This window comes from Sphingomonas sp. Leaf17, assembly GCF_001421505.1.
GTDB lineage: Bacteria > Pseudomonadota > Alphaproteobacteria > Sphingomonadales > Sphingomonadaceae > Sphingomonas.
In genome coordinates this window covers 600,595-625,634 of record NZ_LMKL01000001.1, presented here as the reverse complement: position 1 = coordinate 625,634, position 25,040 = coordinate 600,595, and the positions used below count along the sequence as shown (strand labels likewise).

At 66.3% G+C, this 25,040-nt stretch carries 17 protein-coding genes; 9 read left to right on the top strand and 8 right to left on the bottom strand.

Annotated features, from left to right (window positions below; translation table 11 throughout):
• Positions 1 to 135 precede the first annotated feature (135 nt).
• From ASE75_RS02865 to ASE75_RS02855, 3 genes are all read right to left on the bottom strand, one after another.
• A complete protein-coding gene (locus tag ASE75_RS02865; protein ID WP_055928400.1) occupies positions 136 to 858 on the bottom strand; it encodes a haloacid dehalogenase type II in 723 nt (240 codons plus the stop codon).
• Entirely contained in the window at positions 855 to 2,018 is a 1,164-nt protein-coding gene (locus tag ASE75_RS02860) for an alpha-hydroxy-acid oxidizing protein (protein ID WP_055928398.1), read from the bottom strand. The genes ASE75_RS02865 and ASE75_RS02860 overlap by 4 nt, the downstream gene beginning before the upstream one ends.
• 82 nt (positions 2,019 to 2,100) lie before the next feature.
• Positions 2,101 to 2,877 carry a class II aldolase/adducin family protein gene (locus tag ASE75_RS02855; protein ID WP_055928393.1) on the bottom strand — a complete coding sequence of 259 codons (777 nt, stop codon included), beginning with the start codon at positions 2,875 to 2,877 and terminating at the stop codon, positions 2,101 to 2,103.
• 67 nt (positions 2,878 to 2,944) lie between these two features.
• Here ASE75_RS02855 and ASE75_RS02850 point away from each other — a divergent pair, with 67 nt between their 5' ends.
• Positions 2,945 to 3,646, top strand: a complete 702-nt coding sequence (locus ASE75_RS02850) for a Crp/Fnr family transcriptional regulator (protein ID WP_156340063.1) — start codon at positions 2,945 to 2,947, stop codon at positions 3,644 to 3,646.
• A gap of 31 nt (positions 3,647 to 3,677) precedes the next feature.
• On the opposite strand, the gene ASE75_RS02845 is transcribed toward ASE75_RS02850, so the two are convergent.
• Positions 3,678 to 4,670, bottom strand: coding sequence for a potassium channel family protein (locus ASE75_RS02845; RefSeq protein ID WP_235512491.1), 993 nt, complete (start codon positions 4,668 to 4,670; stop codon positions 3,678 to 3,680).
• A 138-nt stretch (positions 4,671 to 4,808) separates the two neighbouring features.
• Between ASE75_RS02845 and ASE75_RS02840 the strand changes: the two genes are divergently transcribed.
• From ASE75_RS02840 to ASE75_RS02810, 7 genes are all read left to right on the top strand, one after another.
• A complete protein-coding gene (locus ASE75_RS02840) occupies positions 4,809 to 6,617 on the top strand; it encodes an SLC13 family permease (protein WP_327196306.1) in 1,809 nt (602 codons plus the stop codon).
• A 201-nt stretch (positions 6,618 to 6,818) separates the two neighbouring features.
• Positions 6,819 to 8,381 carry a DUF389 domain-containing protein gene (locus ASE75_RS02835; RefSeq protein WP_055928381.1) on the top strand — a complete coding sequence of 521 codons (1,563 nt, stop codon included), beginning with the start codon at positions 6,819 to 6,821 and terminating at the stop codon, positions 8,379 to 8,381.
• Between the two features lie 595 nt (positions 8,382 to 8,976).
• Positions 8,977 to 12,198, top strand: coding sequence for a glycoside hydrolase family 2 TIM barrel-domain containing protein (locus ASE75_RS02830; protein WP_055928378.1), 3,222 nt, complete (start codon positions 8,977 to 8,979; stop codon positions 12,196 to 12,198).
• Complete coding sequence (locus ASE75_RS02825) at positions 12,198 to 13,295, top strand: glycoside hydrolase family 43 protein (protein ID WP_082463745.1); 1,098 nt, start codon at positions 12,198 to 12,200, stop codon at positions 13,293 to 13,295. The genes ASE75_RS02830 and ASE75_RS02825 overlap by 1 nt, the downstream gene beginning before the upstream one ends.
• Before the next feature lie 849 nt (positions 13,296 to 14,144).
• Complete coding sequence (locus tag ASE75_RS02820) at positions 14,145 to 15,071, top strand: ferritin-like domain-containing protein (protein WP_162233699.1); 927 nt, start codon at positions 14,145 to 14,147, stop codon at positions 15,069 to 15,071.
• A 19-nt stretch (positions 15,072 to 15,090) separates the two neighbouring features.
• Positions 15,091 to 16,125: a ferritin-like domain-containing protein gene (locus ASE75_RS02815; RefSeq protein ID WP_055928372.1), complete on the top strand. Its 1,035-nt coding sequence runs from the start codon at positions 15,091 to 15,093 to the stop codon at positions 16,123 to 16,125.
• 74 nt (positions 16,126 to 16,199) lie between these two features.
• The gene (locus ASE75_RS02810) at positions 16,200 to 18,965 is read left to right on the top strand and encodes a TonB-dependent receptor (protein WP_055928369.1); all 2,766 of its coding nucleotides are present in this window, start codon (positions 16,200 to 16,202) and stop codon (positions 18,963 to 18,965) included.
• 207 nt (positions 18,966 to 19,172) lie between these two features.
• Here ASE75_RS02810 and ASE75_RS02805 read toward each other — a convergent pair whose 3' ends face one another.
• The 4 genes from ASE75_RS02805 to ASE75_RS02790 all read right to left on the bottom strand — a co-directional run bounded on the left by ASE75_RS02805 (position 19,173) and on the right by ASE75_RS02790 (position 23,833).
• A complete protein-coding gene (locus ASE75_RS02805) occupies positions 19,173 to 19,937 on the bottom strand; it encodes a FadR/GntR family transcriptional regulator (RefSeq protein ID WP_235512490.1) in 765 nt (254 codons plus the stop codon).
• A 293-nt stretch (positions 19,938 to 20,230) separates the two neighbouring features.
• Complete coding sequence (locus tag ASE75_RS02800; RefSeq protein WP_055928366.1) at positions 20,231 to 22,432, bottom strand: TonB-dependent receptor; 2,202 nt, start codon at positions 22,430 to 22,432, stop codon at positions 20,231 to 20,233.
• 46 nt (positions 22,433 to 22,478) lie between these two features.
• Positions 22,479 to 22,670, bottom strand: a complete 192-nt coding sequence (locus ASE75_RS02795) for a hypothetical protein (RefSeq protein ID WP_055928362.1) — start codon at positions 22,668 to 22,670, stop codon at positions 22,479 to 22,481.
• Positions 22,667 to 23,833 (bottom strand): PepSY-associated TM helix domain-containing protein, encoded by a 1,167-nt coding sequence (locus ASE75_RS02790; protein ID WP_055929365.1) that lies wholly within the window; start codon positions 23,831 to 23,833, stop codon positions 22,667 to 22,669. Before ASE75_RS02790 ends, ASE75_RS02795 begins: the two co-directional genes overlap by 4 nt.
• Before the next feature lie 195 nt (positions 23,834 to 24,028).
• On the opposite strand from ASE75_RS02790, the gene ASE75_RS02785 reads away from it, so the two are divergent.
• A complete protein-coding gene (locus ASE75_RS02785) occupies positions 24,029 to 24,985 on the top strand; it encodes an alpha/beta hydrolase (RefSeq protein WP_055928359.1) in 957 nt (318 codons plus the stop codon).
• The last annotated feature ends 55 nt before the right edge of the window (positions 24,986 to 25,040 follow it).

Genomic DNA, 25,040 nt, shown 5'->3' with positions numbered 1-25,040 from the left:
TGCTCCCGGTCTGTCGTCTGGTCGGCCCGGGCGGCTGATGGTGCGGATACCGCGGTCTTTCCCCGGTTCCACCATGGAGCTTCCGCTGTCGGAGATAAGGCGGACACAGAGCAGAGAGAGACCCGCGTCAGGACGTCAGCACCCCATCTGGTCGGCAAGGTCGTCGATACCCTCACATGACCAGTCCCAGACCTGCCTTGCACTGGCATCGGGTGCGGGCGCGCCACCGAACTCCATCGGGCGGGCCACATAGGCGGTAGCGAGACCGCAGGCACGCGCGGCGGCGAGATCGGCATGGTGGGAGGCGACCAGGCACAGGTCCGACGGCGCAAGTCCAAGGATCGCGGCTGTCCGGAGATAGGCGGCTGGATCGGGCTTGTAGACGCGTGTGACTTCGGCTCCGAGCAGCGCGTCCCACGGTAATCCGCCGCGTCGCGCCATGGCCAGCATCAGCGCGATGTTGCCGTTGGTCAGCGTCACCACCGGACAGAGCGTCTTCAGGCGCGCGATGCCCGCAACGGCGTCTGGCCATGGATCGAGCCGGTGCCACGACCGGTTCAGGTCAGCGACCAGGGACTCGTCCAGCGCGTCCGGATCGACCGCGATCGCGCGCAGCGTTTCGTCCAGCATCTCGCGATGCAGAACGTCCAGGGTCACGAAATTGCGACCGGATGTCGCGTAGGCGCGCATCGTATCGAGATAGCGCCGACGCCATGCATCGGCGAAACCGGCCGGATCGACATCCGTACGGCCGATATGCGCGAGGAACACGGCGGCATCGCGGATCACCCCGCCGCGCCAGTCGACGACGGTTCCGAATACGTCGAAGCCGAACGCCCGGGGCAGGGGACGCGTCATGCCACCCGCTCCGCGCCGGCTGAACGCAGGTCGGCAATCGTCGGCCATCCATTCACCGCCATCATGAGATCGGCTTCCGCAAGAATACACCGAAGCACATGCGCCGCGCCGGCCGCGCCGCCGAGAGCCAGTCCGTAGAGATAGGGCCGCCCGACCCCGACCGCGCGCGCCCCGAGCGCAAGGGCCTTGACGACATCGGTACCGGAGCGGATCCCGGAGTCGAACAGGACCGGCACGTTTCCCGCAGCAGCAACCACGCCGGGCAGATGGTCGATGGCCGCTATGCCGCCATTGGCCTGCCGGCCACCGTGGTTGGAGCAGTAGATACCGTCAACGCCGGCATCCACGGCGCGGCGGGCGTCGTCGGGATGGCAAATACCCTTCAGCACGATCGGCAGTTTCGTGATCGACCGCAGCCAGGCCAGATCGTCCCACACCAGCACCTTGCCGAACGTTGCCATCCATTGCCGCACCGCCGCCGGCACGTCCTGCTCGGGCGGGCGGGATAGCATCGCGCGGAAGACGGGATCGCTGAAGTAGTTCTGCAGGACGTGTCCGCGCAACTGGGGGAAACTGCCGCCGTTCAGGTCGCGCGGCCGCCAGCCGGTCGTCCATGTGTCGAGCGTCACGACGATTGCCCGGTATCCCGCCGCCCCGGCCCGGGTGACCAGGCTCTCGGCCAGCGCCTTGTCCTTCGGCGTGTACAACTGGAAAAACGCCGGGGTTTCGCCGACCGCCTCTGCAATGGTCTCCATCGGGTCGTTCGTCAGCGTGGAAATCATCAGCGGAACGCCGGTTTCCGCAGACGCCCGTGCGGCGGCAAGGTCGCCATGCCCGTCCTGCGAACACAGACCAGCGACGCCGATCGGTGCCATGAACACAGGCGACGGCAGGCGCATCCCGAACAATTCGACCGACAGATCCCGGACCGACGTGTCGACCATCATCCGCGGCGTCATGCCCCACCGTGCAAAGCCGCCGGCATTGCGGCGCTGGGTCAGTTCGTCCCCGCAACCACCCTGAACATAGTTCAGCAGATGCGTGGGAAGCGCCGCCGCCGCTCGTCGTTCGAGGTTGGCGAAATCGACCGGTACGGTGGGAAGTACGCCGTTGAGGCCGGCGAGATACACGGCATTCTGGTAATCGCCGAACTGGGTCATCGCGCCTGCACCCCCTTGAACCCGTGACAGCGACCGCGCGCGTCCCTGCCGGTTTCCCGCAGGCCGATCCCCCGCAGGCCGGTCAATGCCGGAAACCCGGATCAATCCGGTCCAGTTTGCGCAGCAGCGCGGGCCATGACAGCCGATCCGAAACCATGCTCATCGCGGCACCCGCGGACTGGCTTTCCACCTTCTGCGCCACGCCCTGATGCGGTTCGTTCAGACCGTCCCGGCCCGCCGACAGCATCAGCACCTGGGCCTCGCAGGCGCGTTCCAGGAAATACATCCGGACGAACGCCTGCGCCACCGTCTCGCCGACCGTCAGGGTTCCGTGATTGCGCAGGATCATGGCGCTCTTGGTGCCGAGATCGGCAACGAGCCGTTCGCGCTCGTCAAGGTCGGTCGCGATGCCCTCGAAATCGTGATAGGCGATGTCGCGACCGGCGATCATCGCGGTCTGCGTATGCGGCAGCAATCCGCACGCCATCGCCGATACCGCCTGGCCATAGGGGGTGTGGAGATGCAGCACCGCGACCGCGTCATGCCGTGCGCCGTGAACGGCCGAGTGGATGACGAAACCCGCCCGGTTCACGGGAGAGGGAGTGTCCATGGCCGTGTTGCCGTCTCCGTCGATCTTGACGAGACTGGAGGCGGTGATCTCCTCGAACATCATGTCGTATGGATTGATGAGGAAATGGTGCTCGGGACCCGGCACCCGCGCCGACAGATGCGTGAATATCAGGTCGTCCCACCCGTAAAGCGCCACGAGCCGGTAGGCTGCGGCCAGATCCACCCGCATCGCCCATTCCTCGTCCGATACCACGTCACGCATGGTCTGCTGGTGCAGGGCTGTCGCCATTGTCTGATGTCCTCTCCGCCTAGGCCGCGACAGCTACCACGGGCAATCCACGAGGAATGTCGCGAGATTGACATTTCAGTCGGTTCTGCAAGCATTGCCCATGGATCATCGCGATCAGTTGACGTTGTCCGGGGATGCCTGGTTCGGTGCATTGCCCCCTGATCGCCGCGATGCCCTGATCCTGAACGGCCGAACCAGCCGCGCGGCGGACGGGGCCGGGATCTATGCGACCGGCGACCCGCCGAACGGGCTTTGGGCCGTTCTGGAGGGGCAGGTGCGACTGAAGCACTATCCGTCGCCGGGGCTTGAATCGCTGGCGCTCGCCCTGACGCCGGGCAACTGGTTCGGGGAGGTTTCGGCGATTGATGGCGGGCCGCGTCCTCACGATGCCATCGCGCACGGCTCCGTCAGGCTGTTGCATGTCACGATGCCGGCGCTGGCGCGACTGGCGGTAGCGATGCCCCTCATCTACCATGACCTCGGGACGCTGGCGTGCCGGCACGAGCGGATCGCGCTGGAGTTTATCGCCCAGATCGGCCTGCCGCCGCGATCGCGGATTGCCAGGTCGATCCTGACCCGAACGACGGCCGATGCGCCCGATCTCCATCTTCGGCAGGAGGACATCGCCGTCATGCTGGGACTGTCCCGCCAGACCATGAACCGACAACTCGCCGCGATGGCCGCCCTGGGTATGGTGCGCCTCTCCTATGGCAGCATTCGCGTGCTGGACCGTGCCGCATTGGCGATCAGGGCGGGGTTGGCCGGATAGTCGGTACAGCGTGGAAGGCACCTCGCGGGCATCAGGTCGTCGTCGGCACGATCTCGATGATCCGATCGTCGGCTTCGAGCGCCGAGACCTCCGATTGCCAGAAGCCATAGCGTTGTCCGCCGCGATAGACGCGGAGGCCCATTCCGGTCGTGAGGCCGGACATCGGCGTGCCGATCTCGTGCGGTGCGACCGCGCGCTCGTGGAGCGAAACCGCGCCGTGAAGCCCGGCCAGATCCATCATGTAGTCGGCCAGATGCGGCCCGCTGGTCGACTCGGCAAGCAGCAGGCCGGCGAAGCTGGCGGGGTTTATAACGGTGTTGGCACCGGCCTGCGTCGCCAGCGCCTCGTTATCCTCCGATCGGATGACGACGCTGATCGGCAGATCGACGGCAAGGCGACGAGCGGTCAGCACGATCAGGATCGACGTATCGTCGCGACCCGCAGCGACGATGAGCGCGCTGGCACGGCCGACCCTGACAGCCTCCAGCGTCGCGTTGCGCGTCGCGTCTCCGGCCAGCACGATCACGCCTTCGCCCTCCGCCGTGTCGAGCGCGTCGGCGCGCGGGTCGATGACCACGATCTCGCCGGGCTTGCGACCCCGCCGGATCAGCTCGGCCACGGCCTCCGTGCCACTGGTCCCGTGACCGGCGACGATGACGTGGCCGCGAAGATCGCGTTGCAGGACGCGCATGCGCCATTTCTCCCAAACCTGCTTGAAGACGAAATTATAGGCGGTGCCGAGAAAGATCAGCCACACGAACAGTCGGACCGGTGTCACCACGAACGTGTCGAACAGCCGCGCCCGGTCGGTCACGGGCACGATGTCGCCGTAACCGACGGTCGTGACGGTAATCATCGTGAAATAGACGACGTCGATCAGGCTCACATAGCCGTCGCTGTTATCGCGCAACCCGTCCCGATCGAACCAGTGGACAGCCAGTGCCACGCCGATCAAGCCAAGCGCGAGCAGGATCCGCCAGGAAAGCGCGATCCAGACCGGCGTCCGGCTGCGTTGGCGCAACATCGGCAGAGGATCGCTCGATCTATGGTTCCGGCGTGGCATCGACACCTGTCTAGCGCCGATCGAAGCGTTGGACAGCCACTGATCTTCCTGCCAGCAACGACAAAACACATGCATCTGCATCGGGGGGGGGGGAGTGAGTTGATCGACAATCTGACCGCGTTCATGGCCTTGCATCAGCCGGTGCTGGGCCTGGCCTTTGTCGTGGCGCTGTTCGTTGCCTTTGCGACCGAACGGTTCCCGCCTGTGACAATCGCGGTATTCGGGGCCGGCGTGATGATCGCGCTGGGCTGGCTGACGCCCGACCTCGTCACCGCGGCATTCGCCAATTCCGCCCCGATCACGATCGCTGCGTTCTTCGTCCTTTCGGGTGCGCTCGTTCGCACCGGGACGATCGAGGCACTTGCCAGCCTGGTTGTCCGGCGTGCGGCGCAGGCGCCGAGGCGGACCGTTGCGGAAATGCTGGCGGGGGCGGCGACCGCGCCGGCCTTCATCAACAACACGCCGGTCGTGATCGTGCTGATCCCCCTTGTCCGGCGGTTGGCCCGGACGGTCGGTATCCCCGCGACACGCTTGCTCATTCCGCTGTCCTACCTGTCCATCCTGGGGGGCACGCTGACGCTTATCGGCACGTCGACGAACCTGCTTGTAGACGGCGTCGCGCGCGCCAACGGGCAGGCCGCGTTCGGCATCTTCGAGATTACCGGGGTTGGCTTGGCCGCCATGCTGGCCGGTGTCCTGACGATGCTCGTGCTCGGACCCAGACTGCTCCCGGCACGGCCTGACAATGACATAGCGGACCGGCATCACCGCGATTATCTGACCGAGCTGGCGCTGATTGGCGACCTGGCCGCGCGGACACCAACCGTCGGTGCGCTATCGTTCCTCAGGCGCGATGCGGTCCGGTTGATCGCCATCCGCCGCGGCGGCGCGCTGCTGCGCGATACGCGCCCGGAAACCGCGTTGATGCCAGGCGACCGACTGGTCGTCGCCAGTTCCGCGGACGAGCTGGACGGTCTTGCCCGAAGCCGCGACGTCGTCGTGGGCTTGCAGAATGTCGGGAACCCGATCCGGCTTGCCGATGACGAGCGCGCCGACGATGTCCGGCTGGTCGGGCTGACGATCGCGCCGTCGCATCCGGCGCTTGGCCGCCATCTGCGCGACATCCCGTTCCTGTCGAACCTGCCGGCGCGGGTCTTGGGCATCGGGCGTGCGCGACATCTGCCGGGACCGGATCTCGGCAGCGTGCGGCTTCGCGCCGCCGACAGCCTGCTGGTCGCCGCCGGGGAGTCCGCGATCGCCGAACTGCGCGAGAACACCAACCTGATCGCGGAGGATACAAGCCACGTCCGTCGCTTTCGTCGGACGCGCGCGCCGATCGCGCTTCTCACCTTGGCGGGGGTCGTTGGCCTGGCCGCGCTGGGGGTGCTGCCGGTCGTGACGCTTGCGTTGATGGGCGTCGGTATCGTCCTCATCACCGGCTGTATCGACCCCGAGGAGGCATGGCGCTCGATCGACGGCAGCGTTCTCGTGCTCATCTTCGCCATGCTTGGCATCGGAAGCGGGCTGGAGGCGATCGGCACCGTCGGTCTCGTCGTCGATGCGATCTCGCCCTGGCTTGGCACGCTGTCGCCGCTGGTGCTGATCCTCGTCCTCTATTTCCTGACATCGGCGCTGACCGAAACCGTGACCAACAACGCGGTCGCCGTCATCATGACGCCGGTGGCGATCGGGCTGGCACAGGCGACCGGCAACGATCCGCGCGCGCTGATCGTCGCGGTGATGTTTGCGGCCTCGGCCAGTTTCGCAACGCCGATCGGTTACCAGACCAATACCATGGTCTATGCGGCGGCGGATTATCGGTTCTCCGACTTCGTGAAAATCGGGGTGCCGATGAATATAATCGTCGGCCTGGCGACCTGCTTCGCGATCGCATGGCTTATCCGGTAGCGAACCGTGATGTCGTGGCAACACCATCGGGGTGGCTCGCCGGGCGGCGCATCATCATTGCCAAGCCCGATGTCGATACCCCGCCGGTGATCGGTCGACCCGGCGCGAGGGCTGGCCCGCGGGGACCAATCCGCCACGTCCGCGTCGCGGGATGACGACGGGAGGTGACGCACGATCGCCAGCGGGGCATAAGCCCGAAGAATGACTGACATAGCGCGCGCTCGATCCGACCTGAACAGCCGTCTGGCCCGCCTCGCGCTGTACCGCTGGTGGCGCCGATCGGTGGTGGGGCGCGTCGATCACGAGGCCGTGGTCGCGCGTATCGTCGAGGAAAGCGGGTGGTCGCCGCGCTATGCGTTCATGACGATGATGTCGGCGGGAATCGCGGTGCTCGGGCTGTTGCTGTCGTCGCCGGCCGTGGTGATCGGCGCGATGCTGATTTCGCCGCTGATGAATCCGATCCTGGGTTTTGGCTTCAGCCTTGCTCTCTTCGATTTTCGCGAACTGCGGCGATCGTTGAAGGCGCTGGCGCTGGGAGCGATCGCGGCGGTCGCGTTCACGGCGTTGATCGTCACCATCTCGCCGCTCCAGGCACCGACGGCGGAAATCGTCGCGCGGACCAGGCCCAATCTGTTCGATCTGGCGGTCGCGCTGTTCGCCGCCCTCGCGGGCAGCTTCGCCATCATCCGCGGCCGTGGCGAAACCATCGTCGGCGTCGCGATCGCCACCGCCTTGATGCCGCCGCTTGCCGTCGTCGGCTACGGTATCGCCACCCGCAACGTCCCCGTCGGCGCGGGTGCCTTCGCTCTGTTCGTCACCAATTTCATCACGATCGCTTTGTCGGCGACCGCCATGGCGCGCTTTTATGGATTTGGTCATCACCTGTCGCGACGGCAGAGCTGGATGCAGACCATCGTGCTGCTGCTCGTCTTCGTCGTGATGGCTGTCCCGTTGGGGATCTCGCTGAACAGGATCGGCCGCGAAGCGGTGGCCGTGTCGCAGGCACGATCGCTTCTGACGAACAGGTTCGGCGATGATGCGCGTGTCACCCAACTCGATCTTGATTTTGCCGCCGAACCGCTGGTCGTGCGTGCCGTCGTCATCGCGCCTCGCGGCAAGACCCAGAAGACGCCGACGATCCAGGCCGCGCTGACCGAAGCGCTGGGCCGGCCGATCCGGCTGGATCTCGACCAGATCCTGCTCGATCCGGGGGCAGGGGCGCTGGAAGCGCAGCGTGAGGAGCTTCGCCAGGCCGGCGAGGCCCCCAGTCCCGACGCCCAGCGCATGGCGTCGCTGGCGAAGATGATCGCACTGGTGACGGGCGTGGCGGCCGAGGATGTCACGATTGATCGCGATCATCGACGCGCGACCGCGCCGGCCGCGATATTGCCGGGCGCGAGCCTTGCGACATATCGGGCGCTGGAGGCACGCGCCGCCGCCGGGACGGAGGGGTGGACAGTGGTCATCGTGCCGCCGCAGGGGCCGCTGCCCGAGGTTGCCTTTGCCGACAATGTCGACTCGCTCGACGCGGCGGCGCGATCCGCCGTGGCGACGTCGATCTGGGCGGCGCGGCGCTGGAATATCCAGGGCCTCGGCGTGCCTGGCCTGCCACCGGGCGCGATGCCGGCGTCACCGAACCTCGTCGAACGCCGGGCGCTCGCGATCGCGTCGCTCCTGCGCGGCCAAGGCATAACCCCCGTACCGGCACCACCCGCCGGTCAGCGCTTCGTGCTCGTCACCGGTATGACGCCTCCCGCACCGTGACAGGATGCGGTGCGGCTGCTGCGGGATGAGATCCTCTTTGAGCCTCAGGCTTCAGCAGACTGAAGGCTGGTTCATGGACATCCGCGCCGGGCGACGCATGATGCGCGGATCAGGCAACGGTTCGGGTCGCCCCTTGTGGTTTCGCATCACGCCGGGGCAGCCCAGCTCCATCGCCTTCGCGCCGGATCGCGCGACGGTATGTGGCTACACCGCGCGGGACCGTTCGCCCGTGGCAGGTCGTCACTCGGCTCTACCCCCTGCGACCATCCGCCCAAAGTATCTGCATGCCCCTGGTTTCAGGCAAGTGCTCATCCAGTCAGCGCGGGTGAATAGATGTGATAATGATCGCACGGCGGTGCGGTGCGAAGTGGGGCGATTTGTCACGCCGCTGGTTTCGCAGAATCCCCGACCAGACAAAGGCACGCTGTTTTTATGTCCGGGAGCGCGTGCCGGCCGTCGCACGGGGCGGCATCGTATCCCGCCCAATTGAAAGATATTCATCATATAACAGTGGGTCGGACGGTTGCGTCGTGACGCGATTGCGATATTGTCGGACAAATCTCGGCGCGTAGACGCCGGTGCTGAGGGGATCGACATGAAGCTGGTTGTGGCGTTTGTGGGCGTGAGCGTCCTGGGGTTGTCGCCGGATGCCTTTGCGCAGCGCGGCGTGGCGGTGGCAGAGGTGCAGGTCGATCCTGCCCGGCCCGACTGGGAAAATCCGGCGGTCAATGCACGCGGCAGGCTGCCCGCGCGTGCGACCGGCTTCGCGTTCGAAAGCCGCGCCGCCGCGCTGGCGGGGCACCGCACGCAATCGAACCGCTTCCTCAGCCTGAACGGCGACTGGGCGTTCCATTTCAGTCCCTCGGTCGATGGCGCGCCCACGGGGTTCGAGGCGCCGGGGTATGACGTGTCGGGATGGAGGAAGATCCCGGTGCCGTCGATGTGGCAGGCGCAGGGGTACGGCCAGGCGAAATACAACAACATCACCTATCCGTTTCCCGCCAACCGTCCGCTGGTCCCCCACGACGACAACGAGACCGGATCGTACCGCCGCGACTTCACGCTGCCGGCGGGCTGGTCGGGCGAGGATATCGTGCTCCACATCGGCGCGGCGGGATCGGCATACCGGGTGTGGGTGAACGGTCGCGAGGTCGGCTATGCCGAGGACAGCAAGCTGCCGTCCGAATTCGACGTCACCCGGTTCGTCCGGCCCGGCGTGAACAGCGTGGCGATCCGGGTGCATCGCTATTCGGACGGGGCGTATCTGGAGGATCAGGATTTCTGGCGCGTGTCGGGGATCGAGCGCGAAGTGTTCCTGGCCGCGATGCCGAAGACGCGGATCGCCGACCTGTTCGTCAAGGCCGGGCTGGACCGCGCCTATCGCGACGGCACGCTGGCGGTGGAGGTGGCCGTGACGCCCGCGTCGCGCCCGACGACCGCGCGCATCGTGCTGCTCGACGGTACGCGCGAACTGCTGACGCGCACGATGCCGGTCGCGCCGGGCGCCGCGCCGCGCACGGTGACGCTGTCCGCGCCGGTGCCGGGCGTGCGGGCATGGTCCGCCGAGACGCCCGACCTGTACACGTTGCTGGTCGAACTGGTCGATGCCGACGGGCGCGTCGTGCAATCGACGCCGCAACGCATCGGTTTTCGTACGGTCGAAATGAAGAACGGACTGGTCAGCGTCAACGGCCGCCCGATCACCATCCGCGGCGTCAACCGCCACGAGCATGACCCGGTGACGTTCCACGTCATTTCGCTGGAATCGATGCGCCGCGACCTGGAACTGATGAAGCGCAACAACGTCAATGCGCTGCGCACCTCGCACTATCCCAACGATCCCCGGCTGTACGCGCTGGCGGACGAAATCGGGCTGTATGTGATGGACGAGGCCAACATCGAGAGCCACCTGTACATGGAGGCGGGCAACCGCGATCCGCGACAGCGCGCGAAATACCAGATCGGCTTCGACCCGGCGTGGAAGACCGCGCATGTCGATCGGGTGACGAACATGGTCGAACGTGACAAGAACCATCCGTCGGTGATCTTCTGGTCGCTGGGCAACGAGGCGGGCATCGGCCCGAATTTCGAGGCGGCGGCGGCGGCGGTACGTGCGCGCGATCCCGGCCGGCTGATCTCGTACCTCGGCTGGGGCACGCTCGACTGGGACCATCAGCCCAATGCCTACGTCGATATCTATGCGCCGATGTACGACGATGTGGAGAAGATGGTCGACTGGGCGAAGGACCCCACGCGCACGCAACCCATGATCCAGTGCGAATATGCGCATATGCAGGGCAATTCGGGTGGCAATTTCAAGGACTATTGGGACACCATTTATGCCCATCCGAACAAGTTGCAGGGCGGGTTCATCTGGGACTGGGTCGACCAATCGATGTCGCGCACGACGGCGGACGGCAAACCCTATTGGGGGACCGGCGGCGAATATGGTCCCAATCCGGGCGGCGACATCGAGTTCGGCGACGGGCTGAACCAGCCCGACCGCACGCCCAACCCGCATCTGTACGAGGTACAGAAGGTGCTCAGCCCGATCCAGTTCGAGGGGTTCGATCCCGCGACCGGGCGGGTCACGGTGCGCAACCGGCATGATTTTCGCGACCTGTCGGGCTTTGCGTTCGACTGGCGGGTCGAGGCGGACGGCGTGACCGTCGCGCAGGGCGCGTTGCCGCCGCTGGCCACCGCTGCGCGCGGTGTGGAAGCGATCGTGCTGCCCGTTGCGGGCGTGCCGCGCCGTGCGGGGGCGGAATATCTGGTGACGGTGCGCGCCCGTGCGAAGGCGGGGGCGATCCCGCTGGTGCCCGCCGACCATGTCGTGGGCTGGGAACAGTTCGCGCTGGGCACCGCGCCCGCCACGCCGGTCGTGCGACGCGGCACGGTGACGCTGGCCTATGCGGCGGACATGGTGCGCGTGTCGGCGGGTGGCGCGATGCTGGCGATTGACCGCAAGACCGGGTTGCTCGATCGCTATGCGCGGGGCGATATCGTGCTGGCGACCGGCGGCGCCCCCAATTTCCACCGCGCGCCGACCGACAACGACCTGGCGAACGGCAACACCGCGCAGACCGCCGCATGGGGACCGGTCGCCGCCAATCGCCAGTTGCGCGCGCTGACCACGCGGCGGCTGCCCGACGGTGCGGTCGAGGTGCGCGTCGACCATGCGCTGGGGGCGGGGGCCGCCGCCTTCGTCACCATCTATACGATGGCGGGTGACGGATCGGTCGCGGTGGTCGCCGACCTGACCCCGCTGAAAAGCGACCTGCCGCCGCCGATCCGCGTCGGCCTGTCCTATGCCCTGCCGCAAGCGATGACGACGGTCGGCTGGTACGGGCGCGGGCCGCACGAAAGCTATGTCGATCGCAAGACATCCGCGCCGATCGGCCTGTGGCGGGGCAGGGTGGCCGACCAGAACCACGATTACATGCGGCCGCAGGATACCGGCAACAAGGTCGATGTGCGCTGGATGGAAGTGTCGGGTGCCGACGCGGGCCTGCGCGTCGTCGCCGACCGGCCGTTGATGATGCAGGCGCTGGCGTTCCCCTATGCCGACCTTGACCGCCGTCCGCCGGGTACCCGCCGGTCGAGCGATATCGTGCCGCACGACCAGGTGTCGCTGAACATCGACGCCGCGCAATGGGGTGTCGGCGGCGACACGACGTGGAGCGCGACCGGCCAGCCGCACATGCAGTATCGCACGAAGGTCGAACCGACGCGGATCGCATTCCGGTTTGAACCCTTTACCGGGGCGGGCACCGACGCCGACAAGGCCCGGCCGGCGCGCGCGACGGAGGTGCAGTGATGCCGCAGGTGACACGCCGCGCCGCGCTGGCGGGCATGGGGGCGACGCTGGCCGGGGCCGCACTGCCCACGTCGGCGCGGCCGGCCGGGGCGTTCACGCCCGGCGCATTGTGGCCCGACGATCGCGGCGTGCATATCAACGCGCATGGCGGCGGCATGCTGCGCCACGGCGACCGCTGGTACTGGTTCGGCGAACACAAGACGCCCGGGACCGGCGGCAACGTCGCCGAGGTGGGGGTGCACGTCTATAGCTCGCGCGACCTGTATATGTGGCGCGATGAGGGGATCGCGCTGGCCGTGTCAAACGATCCGGCCAGCCCGATCGTGCGCGGCTGCATCATCGAACGGCCCAAGGTGGTGCGCGATCCCGTCAGCGGCCGGTTCGTGATGTGGTTCCACCTCGAACGCAAAGGGCAGGGCTATGCCGCCGCGCATGCCGGGGTGGCGGTGGCGGACCGGATCACCGGGCCGTACCGGTTCGTGCGCGCGGGCCGGGTCAATCCGGGGCGATGGCCGGTCAACGTCACGGCGCAGGACCGGGCGCTGACCGACAGCTATCTGGTCAAGGACATGCCCGGCGGCCAGATGGCGCGCGACATGACGATCTTCGTCGATGCCGAAGGGACCGGCTGGCATGTATATTCGTCGGAAGAGAACCGCACGTTGCAGGTCGCGCGGCTGACCCCCGACATGGCGGCGCATGACGGGCGATACTGGCGTGTCCTGCCCGGCGGCGCGAACGAGGCACCGGCGATCTTCCGCGCGCGCGGGCGCTATTACATGATAACCTCCGGCCTGACCGGATGGGCGCCCAATCCGGCGCGATCATTCGTCGCCGACCGGATCGAGGGACCGTGGGAGCCGCTGGGCAATCCGGTGCGCGGCACCGCGCAACAGGTCGCCACGACGTTCGGGGCGCAAAGCACCTTCGTCCTGCCGCTGTCGTCGCGGGGCGGGCGCGAACGATTCGTGTTCATGGCTGACATCTGGCGGCCGGACAACGCGATCGACGGGCGCTATGTCTGGTTGCCGATCGAATGGGAGGGGGACCGCCCGGTACTGCGCTGGCGAGACTGCTGGTCGCTCCACGCGGCATGAGGGAACGGGGAAGGCGATAATGCCTCCCCCCCCGGGGGGGTATTTGCGCCGCCGATGTAGAAGCGTTTGTCGTACAAACAGGTCAGCACCACGGCACCATTGCGGACCAGATAGGGGTCGCACAGCTCCGTATGGGGCGGCCGCGCCATCATGTCAGGGTGCGTCGCGCAACAGGTGTAAGCAAACACTTGAGCGGAATATATGGCGGCCCAGTGCCGCCCATGCCGGCGATGACGGTTGTGGGACGCGCGGTCATGCCGACCCAAAGCTTCGCCTCTTGCCATGCGCGTGTCTACCGCGTCTCACGGTCGTGCGGCTGACCTCGGTCGGGTCCTGCATCCCCGCGTCCTCGCCGGGATCCAGCCTTCACCATGACATTGATATTATAACGTAACGAACGATCGGCTGTCCGCCGGTCGAAAGTCGCCATGGGTTGTCATGCCACAGGTCGAAAAAGGGGGCAGGGCGCTACGGATCGCGCATTTCGGGGTGTGCAGCCCGAATCGCGCAGGATCACTGCGGCGGACATGATGCGTTGATCACAATTTGGCGCGCACCACGCCTTTGTCGTGTGATGCGCTGCGACCGTTCCGCCGCGCCTAGATGCCGCAGACCGGCGGCTCGCAACCCCGGAGAGATCGGTTTTCCAGCGATACGAACGACTTGCAAGAATCTTGCGCGGCTTTTTTGGTTCGTGTCGGAAAACCTGTTCATTTTCGACGCATTGATATTTTTGTACGACAAGTCTCGCGGGCCAGTGAATATATCGTATAAATGCAGAATACAAAAGTAACAGGGGGGAGGGGATCCATGGAGTCCCGGACGGTTGGCGCCGACATCGGTCGGCGCATGCTATTCAAGGCGGTGGCTGGATCGGCCATCGCGGGTGCCGGGCTGCTCGCGCCGACGCGACCGGCGGCCGCGCAGACAATCGGTGATATCGAATTGCTGAACCTGATACTCAACATGGAGTATCTGCTGGCGCAGTTCCTCAGCCAGTCGGTCGCCAGCACCACCGCGACCACACCGCCGATCCTCGTGCCGGTCGACCGCCTGACCGGCAATGGCGTGGCGGGCGTCCCGATCATCCCGGGGCGCGGCGTGACGTTCAGCGACCCGGCGTTGCGGCTGATCGTCAACGAAATGGCGGCGGACAATCGCAACCACCTGCTGCCGATCCGCGTCGTCATCGGCGCGCTGGCGGTGCGCCAGCCGCTGATGGACATTTCGGCGTCGGCAACCGCACCGTTTGCGGTGGCGATGCAGCGCGCGGGCGTCGTTGCGCCGGGGGCGGTGTTCGATCCCTATGCGAACGAGGAAAACCTCCTCTACGCGATCCTGTATCTCAAGAGTATCTCGGTGGCGGCGTATCGTGGGCTGACCGCGTCGATCAGCAACCGGGTTGTGGTGCAGAACTTCACCGGATTTCTCGGTGCCGAAGCGATCCACGCCGCCACGATTCGCAGCTACCTCTACAGCCGGGGAGCAACGACCCCGCGCCTGCGCGAAAATGCCGAGAGGATCGCTGCGTTCCAGCGTTCGCTGAACGGCGGACAGGCATTCCAGGGCGTCGCGCCGATCATGCGCGGCTATGCGGGGAGTTCCGCGACGGTGCAGACGTCCAACGTCTCGCCGGCCGCTGCCACCGGCGAGGCCGCGGGTCGTTCCGCCGGGCAGGTGCTCAACCAGCTCTATCTGACCGCGACGACGGCAACCTCGGGCGGGTTCTTCCCCGAAGGCGTCAACGGCACGCTTCGCACCAGCGCCAGTGCCTGAACTTGTAGGGATACCGACCATGGACAACGACAATATGGGCAGCGCCGTCGCCGAATTACCGGTCGTCGCCCGCCGCGCCTTCCTCGGCCGCGCTGGGCGGTTCGCGACCGTCGGCGCGATCGTCGCGATCGCCGCCTGTTCAGAAGGCGATGAATCGCCACTCGCCAACACGCCGACCCCGACGCCATCGGGCACGCCCACTCCCACGCCCGCAGCATCGCCGAGCATCCTGCCGGTCAGCGATGTCGATTTGCTGACGCTGATGGTGCAGCTCCAGTATCTCCAGGCTGAATTCTACGCGCGCGCTGTGCTGGGCGCGCCGCTGGCGTCGTCGCTGGTGACGGGCGCGGGCGCGGCGGGTGACGTCGTGGGGCCGCGCGCGGTCACGATCGCCGACCCTATCCTCGCCGATTACCTGCGCGAGATCGCGGTGGAAAAGATCGACCAGCTCGTGCGCCTGCGCGCGGTGCTGGGATCGGCGGTCCCGGCGCGCCCCGCGCTGAACCTGAGCATGGAGGCTGGGGGCAGCTTCGCGCGCTATGCCACCGAAGCGACTCCTGTCACCGTTCCGGCGACCGCACCGGTGCTGACCGACGTCTATGCCGGGCAGGATCAACTGCTGCTGGGCGCGTTCGTACTGGAGGATGCAGTGGTGTCGGCATGGCGCGGCATCGCCACGCTGATGACCAGCGCCGCCAACATCGACGTGGCGGCGGGAATGCTTGCGACCTGCGCCTTCCACGCCGGTCTGATCCGCAGCCAACTGTTCCTGCGCGGCGGTGCGACGGGCAGCGTGTTGCGCACCGCCACCGTCCGGCTGAGCGACCTGCGCGACAGCTTTACCCCGACGGTCGACGATGACCGGGGCGTGTCGTCGGGATCGGGCAGCAGCCTGGCCGCCGACATCAACCCGTCGGACGGCGAGGGCGAGATCTATGGCCGGTTGCCCAATCTGACGATCAACACCTTCTACATGACCCGGTCCGTCGCCACGTCGGGCGGGTTCTTCCCCGCCGGCCTGAACGGCGTGCTGCGCGAGAGCGTGTTCACATGATCTGACCGCGCATCGCGCGGTTCATCGGGGCGCGTCCAGCGCGCCCCGCCAGGATATTACAGGGGGAGAGAAAGATGAACCGCAGCAGCCTGCTCGTTCACGCATCGTCGTTCGCGTTCGCCATTGCCGTCGCCGGGGGTGCTCATGCCGCCGAACCGGTCGCCACGACCACCGCCGCGGACGATGCCGCGCAGAAACTGCCCGCAACGCCCACCGAAGACCGCGACGCGGAGATCGTCGTCAGCGGCGTGCGCGGCAGCCTTGCCAAGGCGCGCGACAAGAAGCGCAAGTCGGACACCATCGTCGACATCGTCGAGGCGGAGGATATCGGCAAGCTGCCGAACAACACCGTCGGCGACGTCGTCGCCTCGATCCCCGGCATCGCGGTGTATCGTACCGAGGGCGAGGTGAACGACATCCAGCTGCGCGGGCTGGGCGGGGTGCAGACCACGCTGGGCGGCACGCCGATCGAAAGCGGCGCGGACCGCGTCGCCTCGATCGCCGATCTTCCCGCCGACCTCGTGCAGAGCGTCGAGGTGTTCAAGACGCGCACCCCCGACCAGGTCGAGGGATCGGGTGCGGGCACGATCAACATCAACCTGCGCCGCCCGGTCGATTTCAAGGATGGCTTCACCTTCAGCGGCAATGCGACCGCGCGCTACAACACCCAGTCGAAACGGTACAACCAGGTCTATACCGCGATCACCAATTATCGCCGCGACACCGCGATCGGCGAGATGGGGGTCCAGCTGGGTTTCACGATCAACCACAATCCCTTCCTCGAATCGCAGGCGCGCAACGATCCGTTGGCGGCGGTGCAGACGCGCCAGGTCGTCGGCCCGCAGATCCTGCCGCAGCCGACCTTCGCGCCCAATCAGGTCGCGTTCTTCTACACCACCGGCGCGCGCACGACGCCCAGCGTCAGCGGGTCGCTGCAATGGTCGCCGGACGACGAGACGACGCTGATCCTCGAAGGCAATTACGCCAAGCCCAATTTCGACCGGTTCAGCAATCAGTTCTACCTGCCGGTCCTGATCCAGGCGGCATCGACCAACAACCTGCCCGCGCTCAGCAATATCACGCTGGTGCCCGGCACCAACCGCATGGCGTCAGTCACGGTGTCGCCGGTGACGCAGGTCGGACCAATCTCGTACATCTCCGAGGAGAACAACAGCAATTTCATGATAAAGGCGACGGGGCAGCGCGATACCGAACAATATACCCTGTCCACCGAAGTCGCCTATACCGGCGCGAACAACCTGTTCGAAGAGCTGGAGACGCGCAACAGGCTGGTCAACCGGCCGACCTATGACGTCGAGTTCGCAAGCGACAAGTTCAGGTATCCGATGATGAACCTCGTCTTCCGCGATCTCGACCTGCTCGACCCGACACAATACCGGTTCTTCGGGCTGAACCAGCGCGAGAACCGGTCGCAGAACCGCACGCTCGCGCTACGCAGCGACCTGACGCTGCGCACCTTCTGGAACCCGATCGAATACATCAAGTTCGGCATGCGCTTCGCCGCGCGTGACGCGTCGCGGCGCGAACGCTTCCGCAGCGTCGGGAATCTCCAGATCGAGCAATCGATGCTGCCCAAAGGCTTCAATAAGCTGGTGCCGATCGCCGAGGGGTTTTCGGGCACCGGGGTCGAGAACAACGCCCGCTGGCTCAGCTATGACCGGTTCGCCGCGCGCGACAATTACGGAGACATGCGCCAGTATCTGGCACAGTTCAGTCCCGCCTTTGCCACCGACCTCGTGCCCGAGCGGCCCGACCGCAATTTCGATGGCAAGGAACGGGTCGTCTCCGCCTATGGCACGATCGGGTATCGCACGAAGCTGTTGTTCCCGATCGACGGGCTGATCGGCGCGCGCATCACCAATACGGTGGTCGATAACCGGTCGCTGCTGTTCCGCAACGTGCGCCGTACCGTTGATGGCCTTCAGGTGACCGTCGCCGAACTGACGCAGACCAACGGATCGGGCAACTATCTGAACATCGAGCCGACGGTTACGCTGGTCACGCATTTCACGCCCAAATTGCAGGCGCGTCTGTCATACAATGTCGGCATCAGCCGCCCGAACACCGACCAGATCAGCCCGTTCTTCATCCTGCGCGACGATGCGGTCAGCTTCAATTCGGGCAATCCCGCGCTCGAGCCGCAAAAGACCACGCGCTACGATGCCAGCCTTGAATATTATTTCGGACGCACCGGCATCCTGTCGATCAACCCGTTCTACTGGAAGCTCGAAGGCAGTGTCGCGACGTTCGAGACGCTGGAGCTGATCGAGGAAAGCGATGCCACCCCGTCGCGCGTGTTCCGCCCGTATAATGCGGGCAGCGGTTATCGCCGGGGCGTCGAAATGCAGGCGCAAAGCTTTTTTACCTTCCTGCCCGGTCTGCTGCGCAATTTCGGGGTGTCGGCCAATTACACCTATGTCGAATCGTTGCAGGAGTTCGATCAGATCCCCGGTTCGCCGACCGGTGCCCCCGCATCGTTGCCGATCGCGCGGCTGGCCAAGCATGTCTACAATATCGCCGGCCTGTTCGAGCGCGGCACGCTGAACGCGCGACTGTCGTACAACTACAATGGAACGGTGCTGGATTCGGTCAACAGTGGTTTCCTGCGCGGATCGACCTATGTCGCGCCGCGCACATGGATGGACGCCGCGATTAACTATACCATCCCGCGCGGCCCGCTCGAAAACCTCGGTTTTTCGGTGCAGGTCCAGAACGTGCTCGCGGGCACGCGGCGCAGTTTCTACGGCTTTCCCGACCAGCCGCGCGACGTGATCTACATGGCACGGACCTATGGCGGCACGGTGCGCTACCGGTTCTGATGCACCGGCCGGCGGGGGTGGCGGGTTTGTGGCCGGCCGCCCCCTTGAACAGGCCGCGATCCGGTCGGCTCCGGCCAAGCCGGCCGGCACTATGGTCGGCGGCCGCTTCCACCGTGATCCGGCCTTGCGCCACGACCGGACGCGATGCGGCGGTCATGGCGATTGGCGTAGGGATCCCGGAGCAGCGCGCGCTAGTTTCATGTCAGGCTAAGCGCCGGCTCCGGGTAATATGACAACCGGGTTGGAGCCTGCGCCCGTTTGTTGCGATACTATTCGTCGCTCAGTTCGGAATGGCGGTTGAGGCTTTCCTGCATATGGTCCCATGCGCGCCTTGCGCGCGCGGGGCACGTCCATGCGCATGATCGCTTCGAGAATCGCCTCGTGTTCGGCGCGAACCTTGGCGGCATAGGCAATATGGGCTTCGGGCGGTTTGCCGCGCAGATACAGATTGCGTGGTGGCACAAGCCGCAGACCGAGAAACTCGATCAGCCTGACGAAATACTCGTTGCGGGTGGCGCGTGCGATGGCGAGGTGGAACTGCACATCCGCCGCCGCCGCTGCCGCCTGATCGTGGCTGACATCGGCCATGTGCCGGAGGGCCATGCGCATGGCGCCGATATCTTCCGTCGTCCGGCGCGCGGCGGCGAAAGCAGCCATTTCGGCTTCGATCGCCAGACGGGTTTCGAGCAGGCGGATGACGTCGGCCAGCTCGGACAATTCATCGCGCGTAACCTGGAATGCGCGATAGCGTGCATCGTCCGCCACATAGACACCGGATCCCTGGCGCGACACGACCATTCCGTGTGCCTCCAGGCGCGCCACCGCCTCACGTACCACGGTGCGACTGACGCCTTCGGATTCGGCAATGATCTTCTGCGTCGGCATCTGTGCGCCGGGTTGCAGCTCGCCCGCAAGAATGCCGGATTCCAGCCGCGCGTACAGCGCGTCCGCCATCGACGGCACCTTGACCATTCTGCCTCCCCTGTCGTCTGTCTCACGTTGTCGTATCAATATGAACGTCTGGCTGACAAAGGTCCAGCAGGGATCGGGACGGCCGATATGACCTTTGAAATCGCCGGATCGTTGGCCGCCAGCTGGTCTGAAGGTCGTACCTGCCCGCTCCGCCATCCGGGCGACGTTGATCGTCGAGCCTGCGACGCCGAGGGAGGCGTCCGTCGGTCAGGTCGACCATATCCGCCGCCGCGGTACCCGATACGCTGGCAAGGCCCGACGAAAGCGCGAACGCCTCGATCCCGGCGCCGACGCTACAGGTCGATCGAGGCGGACAGTTTGACGGTGCGCGGTGCCCCTTGCAGCAGGTCGGGCCGCAAGCTGTCGAACGCCGATGCCCAGTAACGGCGGTTCGCCACGTTATCGACGCCGGCGCGGATCGTCAGCGGCGTGTCTGCCACCACCGCGACATAGCGCGCGCCGAGGTCGAAGCGTGTCCAGTCCGGCAGCGACAGCGTGTTGGCGGCGTTGGCCGCCTGGGGGCCGGTATGGACGATCCGGCCCGTCAGGGTCAGCGCCGGGATGAACGCGGGATCCCATTCGACATTGCCGTTGACCAGATAGTCGGGCACCCCGGCGACCTTGCGACCTTCGTTCAGGCCACCCGTCTGGCGGCGCAGCCTGGCGTCGATCACCGATCCGCCGCCGATGATCCGCAGGCCCCGTACCGGTTCGGCCTGGATGCTGAATTCGATACCCCGGTTGCGCTGCAGCCCGGACGCGTCGAAGCGGCCGGCACCGGCTGGCGACGACAAGGGCGTGGCGATCGCGGTCGCCCGGTCGGTGGTGAAGAACGAGAGGCTGGCGGTCACCGCGTCGAGGCTCAGCTTGCCGCCGACTTCATATTGCGTCGACCGGGATGGGGGCAGGACCTCACCGACATTGACGATGTTGAGGCCGCCGCTGATCGCCGGGGCCGTCGCGCCCTGTACCAGCGCCTCGATGCGATTGGCATAGAGCGAGACATGGTCGACGGGCTTGATGACCAGACCGACCACCGGGGTCACCGCGTCCTTGCGATAGGCGTCCGTCTGCAACGACGTGAAATAAGAATAGGATTTCACGACGATCTGCTGCAGCCGCAAGCCGGCGGTCAGCAGGATCCGGTCGTCCCAGACACCGACGGTGTCGGATGCGAACGCGCTGGTCAGGCGCGTGCGCGAGATCGGGAACGGGGTATCCAGATTGCCGCCGGCGAAACTGACCAGGCTGGGTTCGGGCACCACGACCGGTGCGTAGATGTTCGTCGTGCCCGATGAATTCGCGTAAAATTCATAGGCGTTGCGGTTGGTCAGCCAGTTCATCGACCCGCCGATGTTGAACTCGTGCGTCACGCCGCCAGCGGCCAGCTTCACGCGCAGCCCGGCCTGTGCCGCCTCGTTGTTGTCGGTGCGCGGGATCCGCGATCCCGACACCGATGCCGTGCCGGTCGTCGCGTTCAGCAGGGAAAGCGTGCTGTAATAGCCGTCCTCCGACCCGTCACGCGCGCCGAACGCGGCGTAGACCATGGCGGTGTCGGACAGGTCGTATTCCGCGCGGAACTGGCCATAGACGTCGCGCAGATTGGTGAAATAATAGGGCTGGCCGTAGTTGGTGGCGGCACCCGGCACCGTCGGGATGACAGTGATCGCGGCGGGCAACGTCAGCTTCGGCCGGATCTGGTCGACCCGCACCTTCTGGTAGGCCAGATCGAGCGACAGGCGCAGCGGTCCGCTGTCGTAATCAATCGCGCCACCCAGCAGATAGGCACTGCGAAACTCGTCGTCGATCGCGACATCGCCGCGCCGGGCGGCGGCGTTGACGCGCACGCCCCATTCGCCATTGGTACCAAAGCGGCGGCTGACGTCGAAACTGCCGCCGACATGCCCGCTGGATGTGTAGTTCGCGGTCACACGGGTCAGCGGGGTCGTGCCCGCCCGCTTCGGGATCAGGTTGACGCTGCCGCCAATTGCGCTGCCGCCGGGGGCTGCACCGTTCAGGAACGCGCTCGACCCGTTCAGGACCTGCACCGATTCATAGAGTTCGGGGGCGATCAGCTGACGCGGCGTGATGCCGTACAGCCCGTCGAAGCCGATATCGTCGCCGGTCAGCGCAAAGCCCCGGATGACGAATTGTTCGGCGGCATTGCCGAAACCATAGCTTGTCCGCACCGAGGGATCGTTGTCGAGCACCTGGCCCAGCGTCTGCGGCTGCTGGTTCAGGATCAGCGCGGCGTTGTAACTCTTGATCGCGAACGGCACGTCCTCCGCCGGCTTGTCACCGAGGACGCCGACGTCGCCCCCGTGCGTCACGCCGGTTTCGTTCGCCTGCTGCGCGGTGACGACGATATCCGCGGCGCGGTCTTCGGTCCTTTTGGCGGCGCGGTCCGTGGTTGTCGGATCCTGCGCGAAGGCGGGGCAGGCGGCGGCCATGGTCAGGGCACCTGCCGTCAGGCGGAGAACAGCACGGGTCTTCATCACGGATATTTCCTCAAGCGCGCCGGTCGACCGGCGCAGGGGGTGTTCAGGTACGGCGGGCCAGCATGGCCCAGGGGACGGCCAGGATCGGCACGGCAAGTCCGACCCACGACAGGATGTCGCGCCAGCCATCGCCGGTCAGCGCCGCGACCAGGGCCACTGCGCTGGCCACTGCGATCACCAGCGGCGCGGCGAAGATCGCGCCGAGGCTCTGCCGTGAGCGGCGGTGCTGCGTCATTCCGCGGGCACGGCCAAGCCGCCGGTCTCGACTTCGCGGACATGCGCGGCCGCCGAGGCGCGGCGCTTGCCGAGCCACAGGTACAACCCCGTAGCCAGCACGACGATCGTGAAGATATCCAGCACCGCCCACAGGATCTTGAGCGGCAGACCGCCATAGTCACCGAAGTGCAGCGGGCGGGAGAGCGAGAGCGCCTTGTTGTACCACGGCATCGAGCGTGCGGTGGTGAAGGTGCCGGTTTCGGCGTCGATGAGTGCCGGCGTCAGCAGATGCTGTGTCAGCGGCGTGTCGCCCTGAAAGAACACCGCGTAATGATGGCGGGAGCTGAAACTGCCACCGGGAAAGCCGATGAATTGCGGATTGTTGCCCGGCAGCGCCTTGCGCGCGGCGGCCATGGCGGTGTCGAGCGATCCGTAGCCCGCCGGCGGCAGGGCGGCCTTGCCGGCATAGGCCCGCGTCATCGCCGTCAGCTCGCCCCGTTGCCACAGCGCGTTGATCGGCTTTTCCAGCGTGTTGATGACCCCGGTGACACCGACCACCGTCATCCAGGCCAGCGCGACCACGCCAAGCAGGTTGTGATAGTCGAGCCACTTGAGCCGCGCGCTGCGCGACGTTCGCAGCGTGCCGAAGGCAAGCTTGCGCATGAACGGCGCGTACAGCACCACGCCGGAGACGAGCGCGGCCACGAACAGCGCCCCCATCGCGCCCAGAAACAACATGCCGGGCAGCCCCAGGAACAGGTCGGTGTGCAGATCCAGCAGGACATGCATCACACCGCCGCCGTCCTCCTGGCTCAGGAATCCGCCGGTCGACCGGTCGAAGGTCATGGTCGTCATCTGCGCGGCGGGGGCGTCGGGCGTCGGGCCGGTGGTGATGGTCATCGACGGCTGGTCGTTGTCGAACGCCATGAACAGCGGCACTTCGCCCGGACGCGCGGCCAGTGCCCTGGTCATCATCGTGTCGAGCGACAGCAGGCCGGGGGCGTTGCCGGATGATCCGACCCCCGGCATCCCGAACCGGCCTTGGCCACCGCCCAGCCGGTCGATCTCGTCGCTGAAGATCAGCGGCAGCCCCGTCACGCACAGCATCAGCAGGAAGATCGTGCAGATCAGGCTGGTCCATTTGTGCACGAGGTACCACGTACGGATCGAGGAACTCGTCATGAAGAAAAACAGCCGGACCGTTGATATCAACTCGCAATAGCGCGGTAAGGGGCGATCATCGCCCTGTCAATTCGGTCCGCGTCCTCGCTGGGCCGTTCGTTGCGGTTGCACCATCGCCCTTGTCCGATAGACTGCCGCCATAATCGGACCACCGCCGTCACTGGCGCAGGTCGACAGGCCCTGGAGAGGACGGACATGGAACTGGATCGCCGCGCGATATTGGGTGGGGCAATCGGTGTCGCTGCAGCGTCGGCGGCTGGACAGGCCGTGGCGCAGGAGGTGGCGACGACATGGCCGCCGGCCGACCATTTCGCGCTATGGCCCGATCGTCCGCCGAATGCGCCGAAAGTCCTGCCACGGCCCAATTTCACCATGAACGGTCGGGCACCCCGGCGGGAATTGTGGCTGCGGGGCATCGCACAGCCGGTGGTGGGCGTGTTTCGTCCCGCCAATCCGGACGGCCGGGCGCTGCTGTCGATACCGGGCGGGGGATATCAGTTCATCTCGGTCGAGAACGAGGGCATCAACGTCGCCCGGACCTTCAACCCGCTTGGCATCACCGTGTTCGTGCTGGGCTACCGGTTGCCCGGCGAGGGCTGGGCCAATCCCCAGGACGTGCCGTTGCAGGACGCGCAACGGGCCATGCGGCTGATCCGCGCCAATGCCGGACGCTATGGCATCATGCCCGAAAAACTGGGTGTGGTCGGCTTTTCGGCCGGCGGCCTGCTTGCGGCGTCGATCGCGACCGCGTGGAACGATCCGGTCTATGCCCCCGTCGACGCGACCGATCGGCAGAACGCCCGACCGGCCTTTGCGGGGCTGGTCTATCCCGTCACGTCCGCCGACCTGATGCGGGTCGGCACCGGCCCGGCCGCCCGGTTCGATCCGGTCCGGCGGGTCGGACGCGACACGCCGCCGATCTTCATCGTCCACGCCATCGACGATCCGGTCGTGCCCTTCAGCGAACCGATGGCGATGCTGGTTGCCGCGCGGGAGGCAAGAGTGCCCGTCGAGGCGCATTTCCTGCAGGAGGGCGGGCACGGCTTCGGCCCCAGCTACCTGGCCGCCAGTCTGCCGGGGTCGGACTGGCCGGTCCTGTTCGACCGATGGATCGGTCGAACGCTGGCCGCGCCAGCGGTGCCGTCCGCCTGATCCCGTAACAGGCGCATGCCATCTGTCCCGGCGCGATCATCAACGGCGATGATCG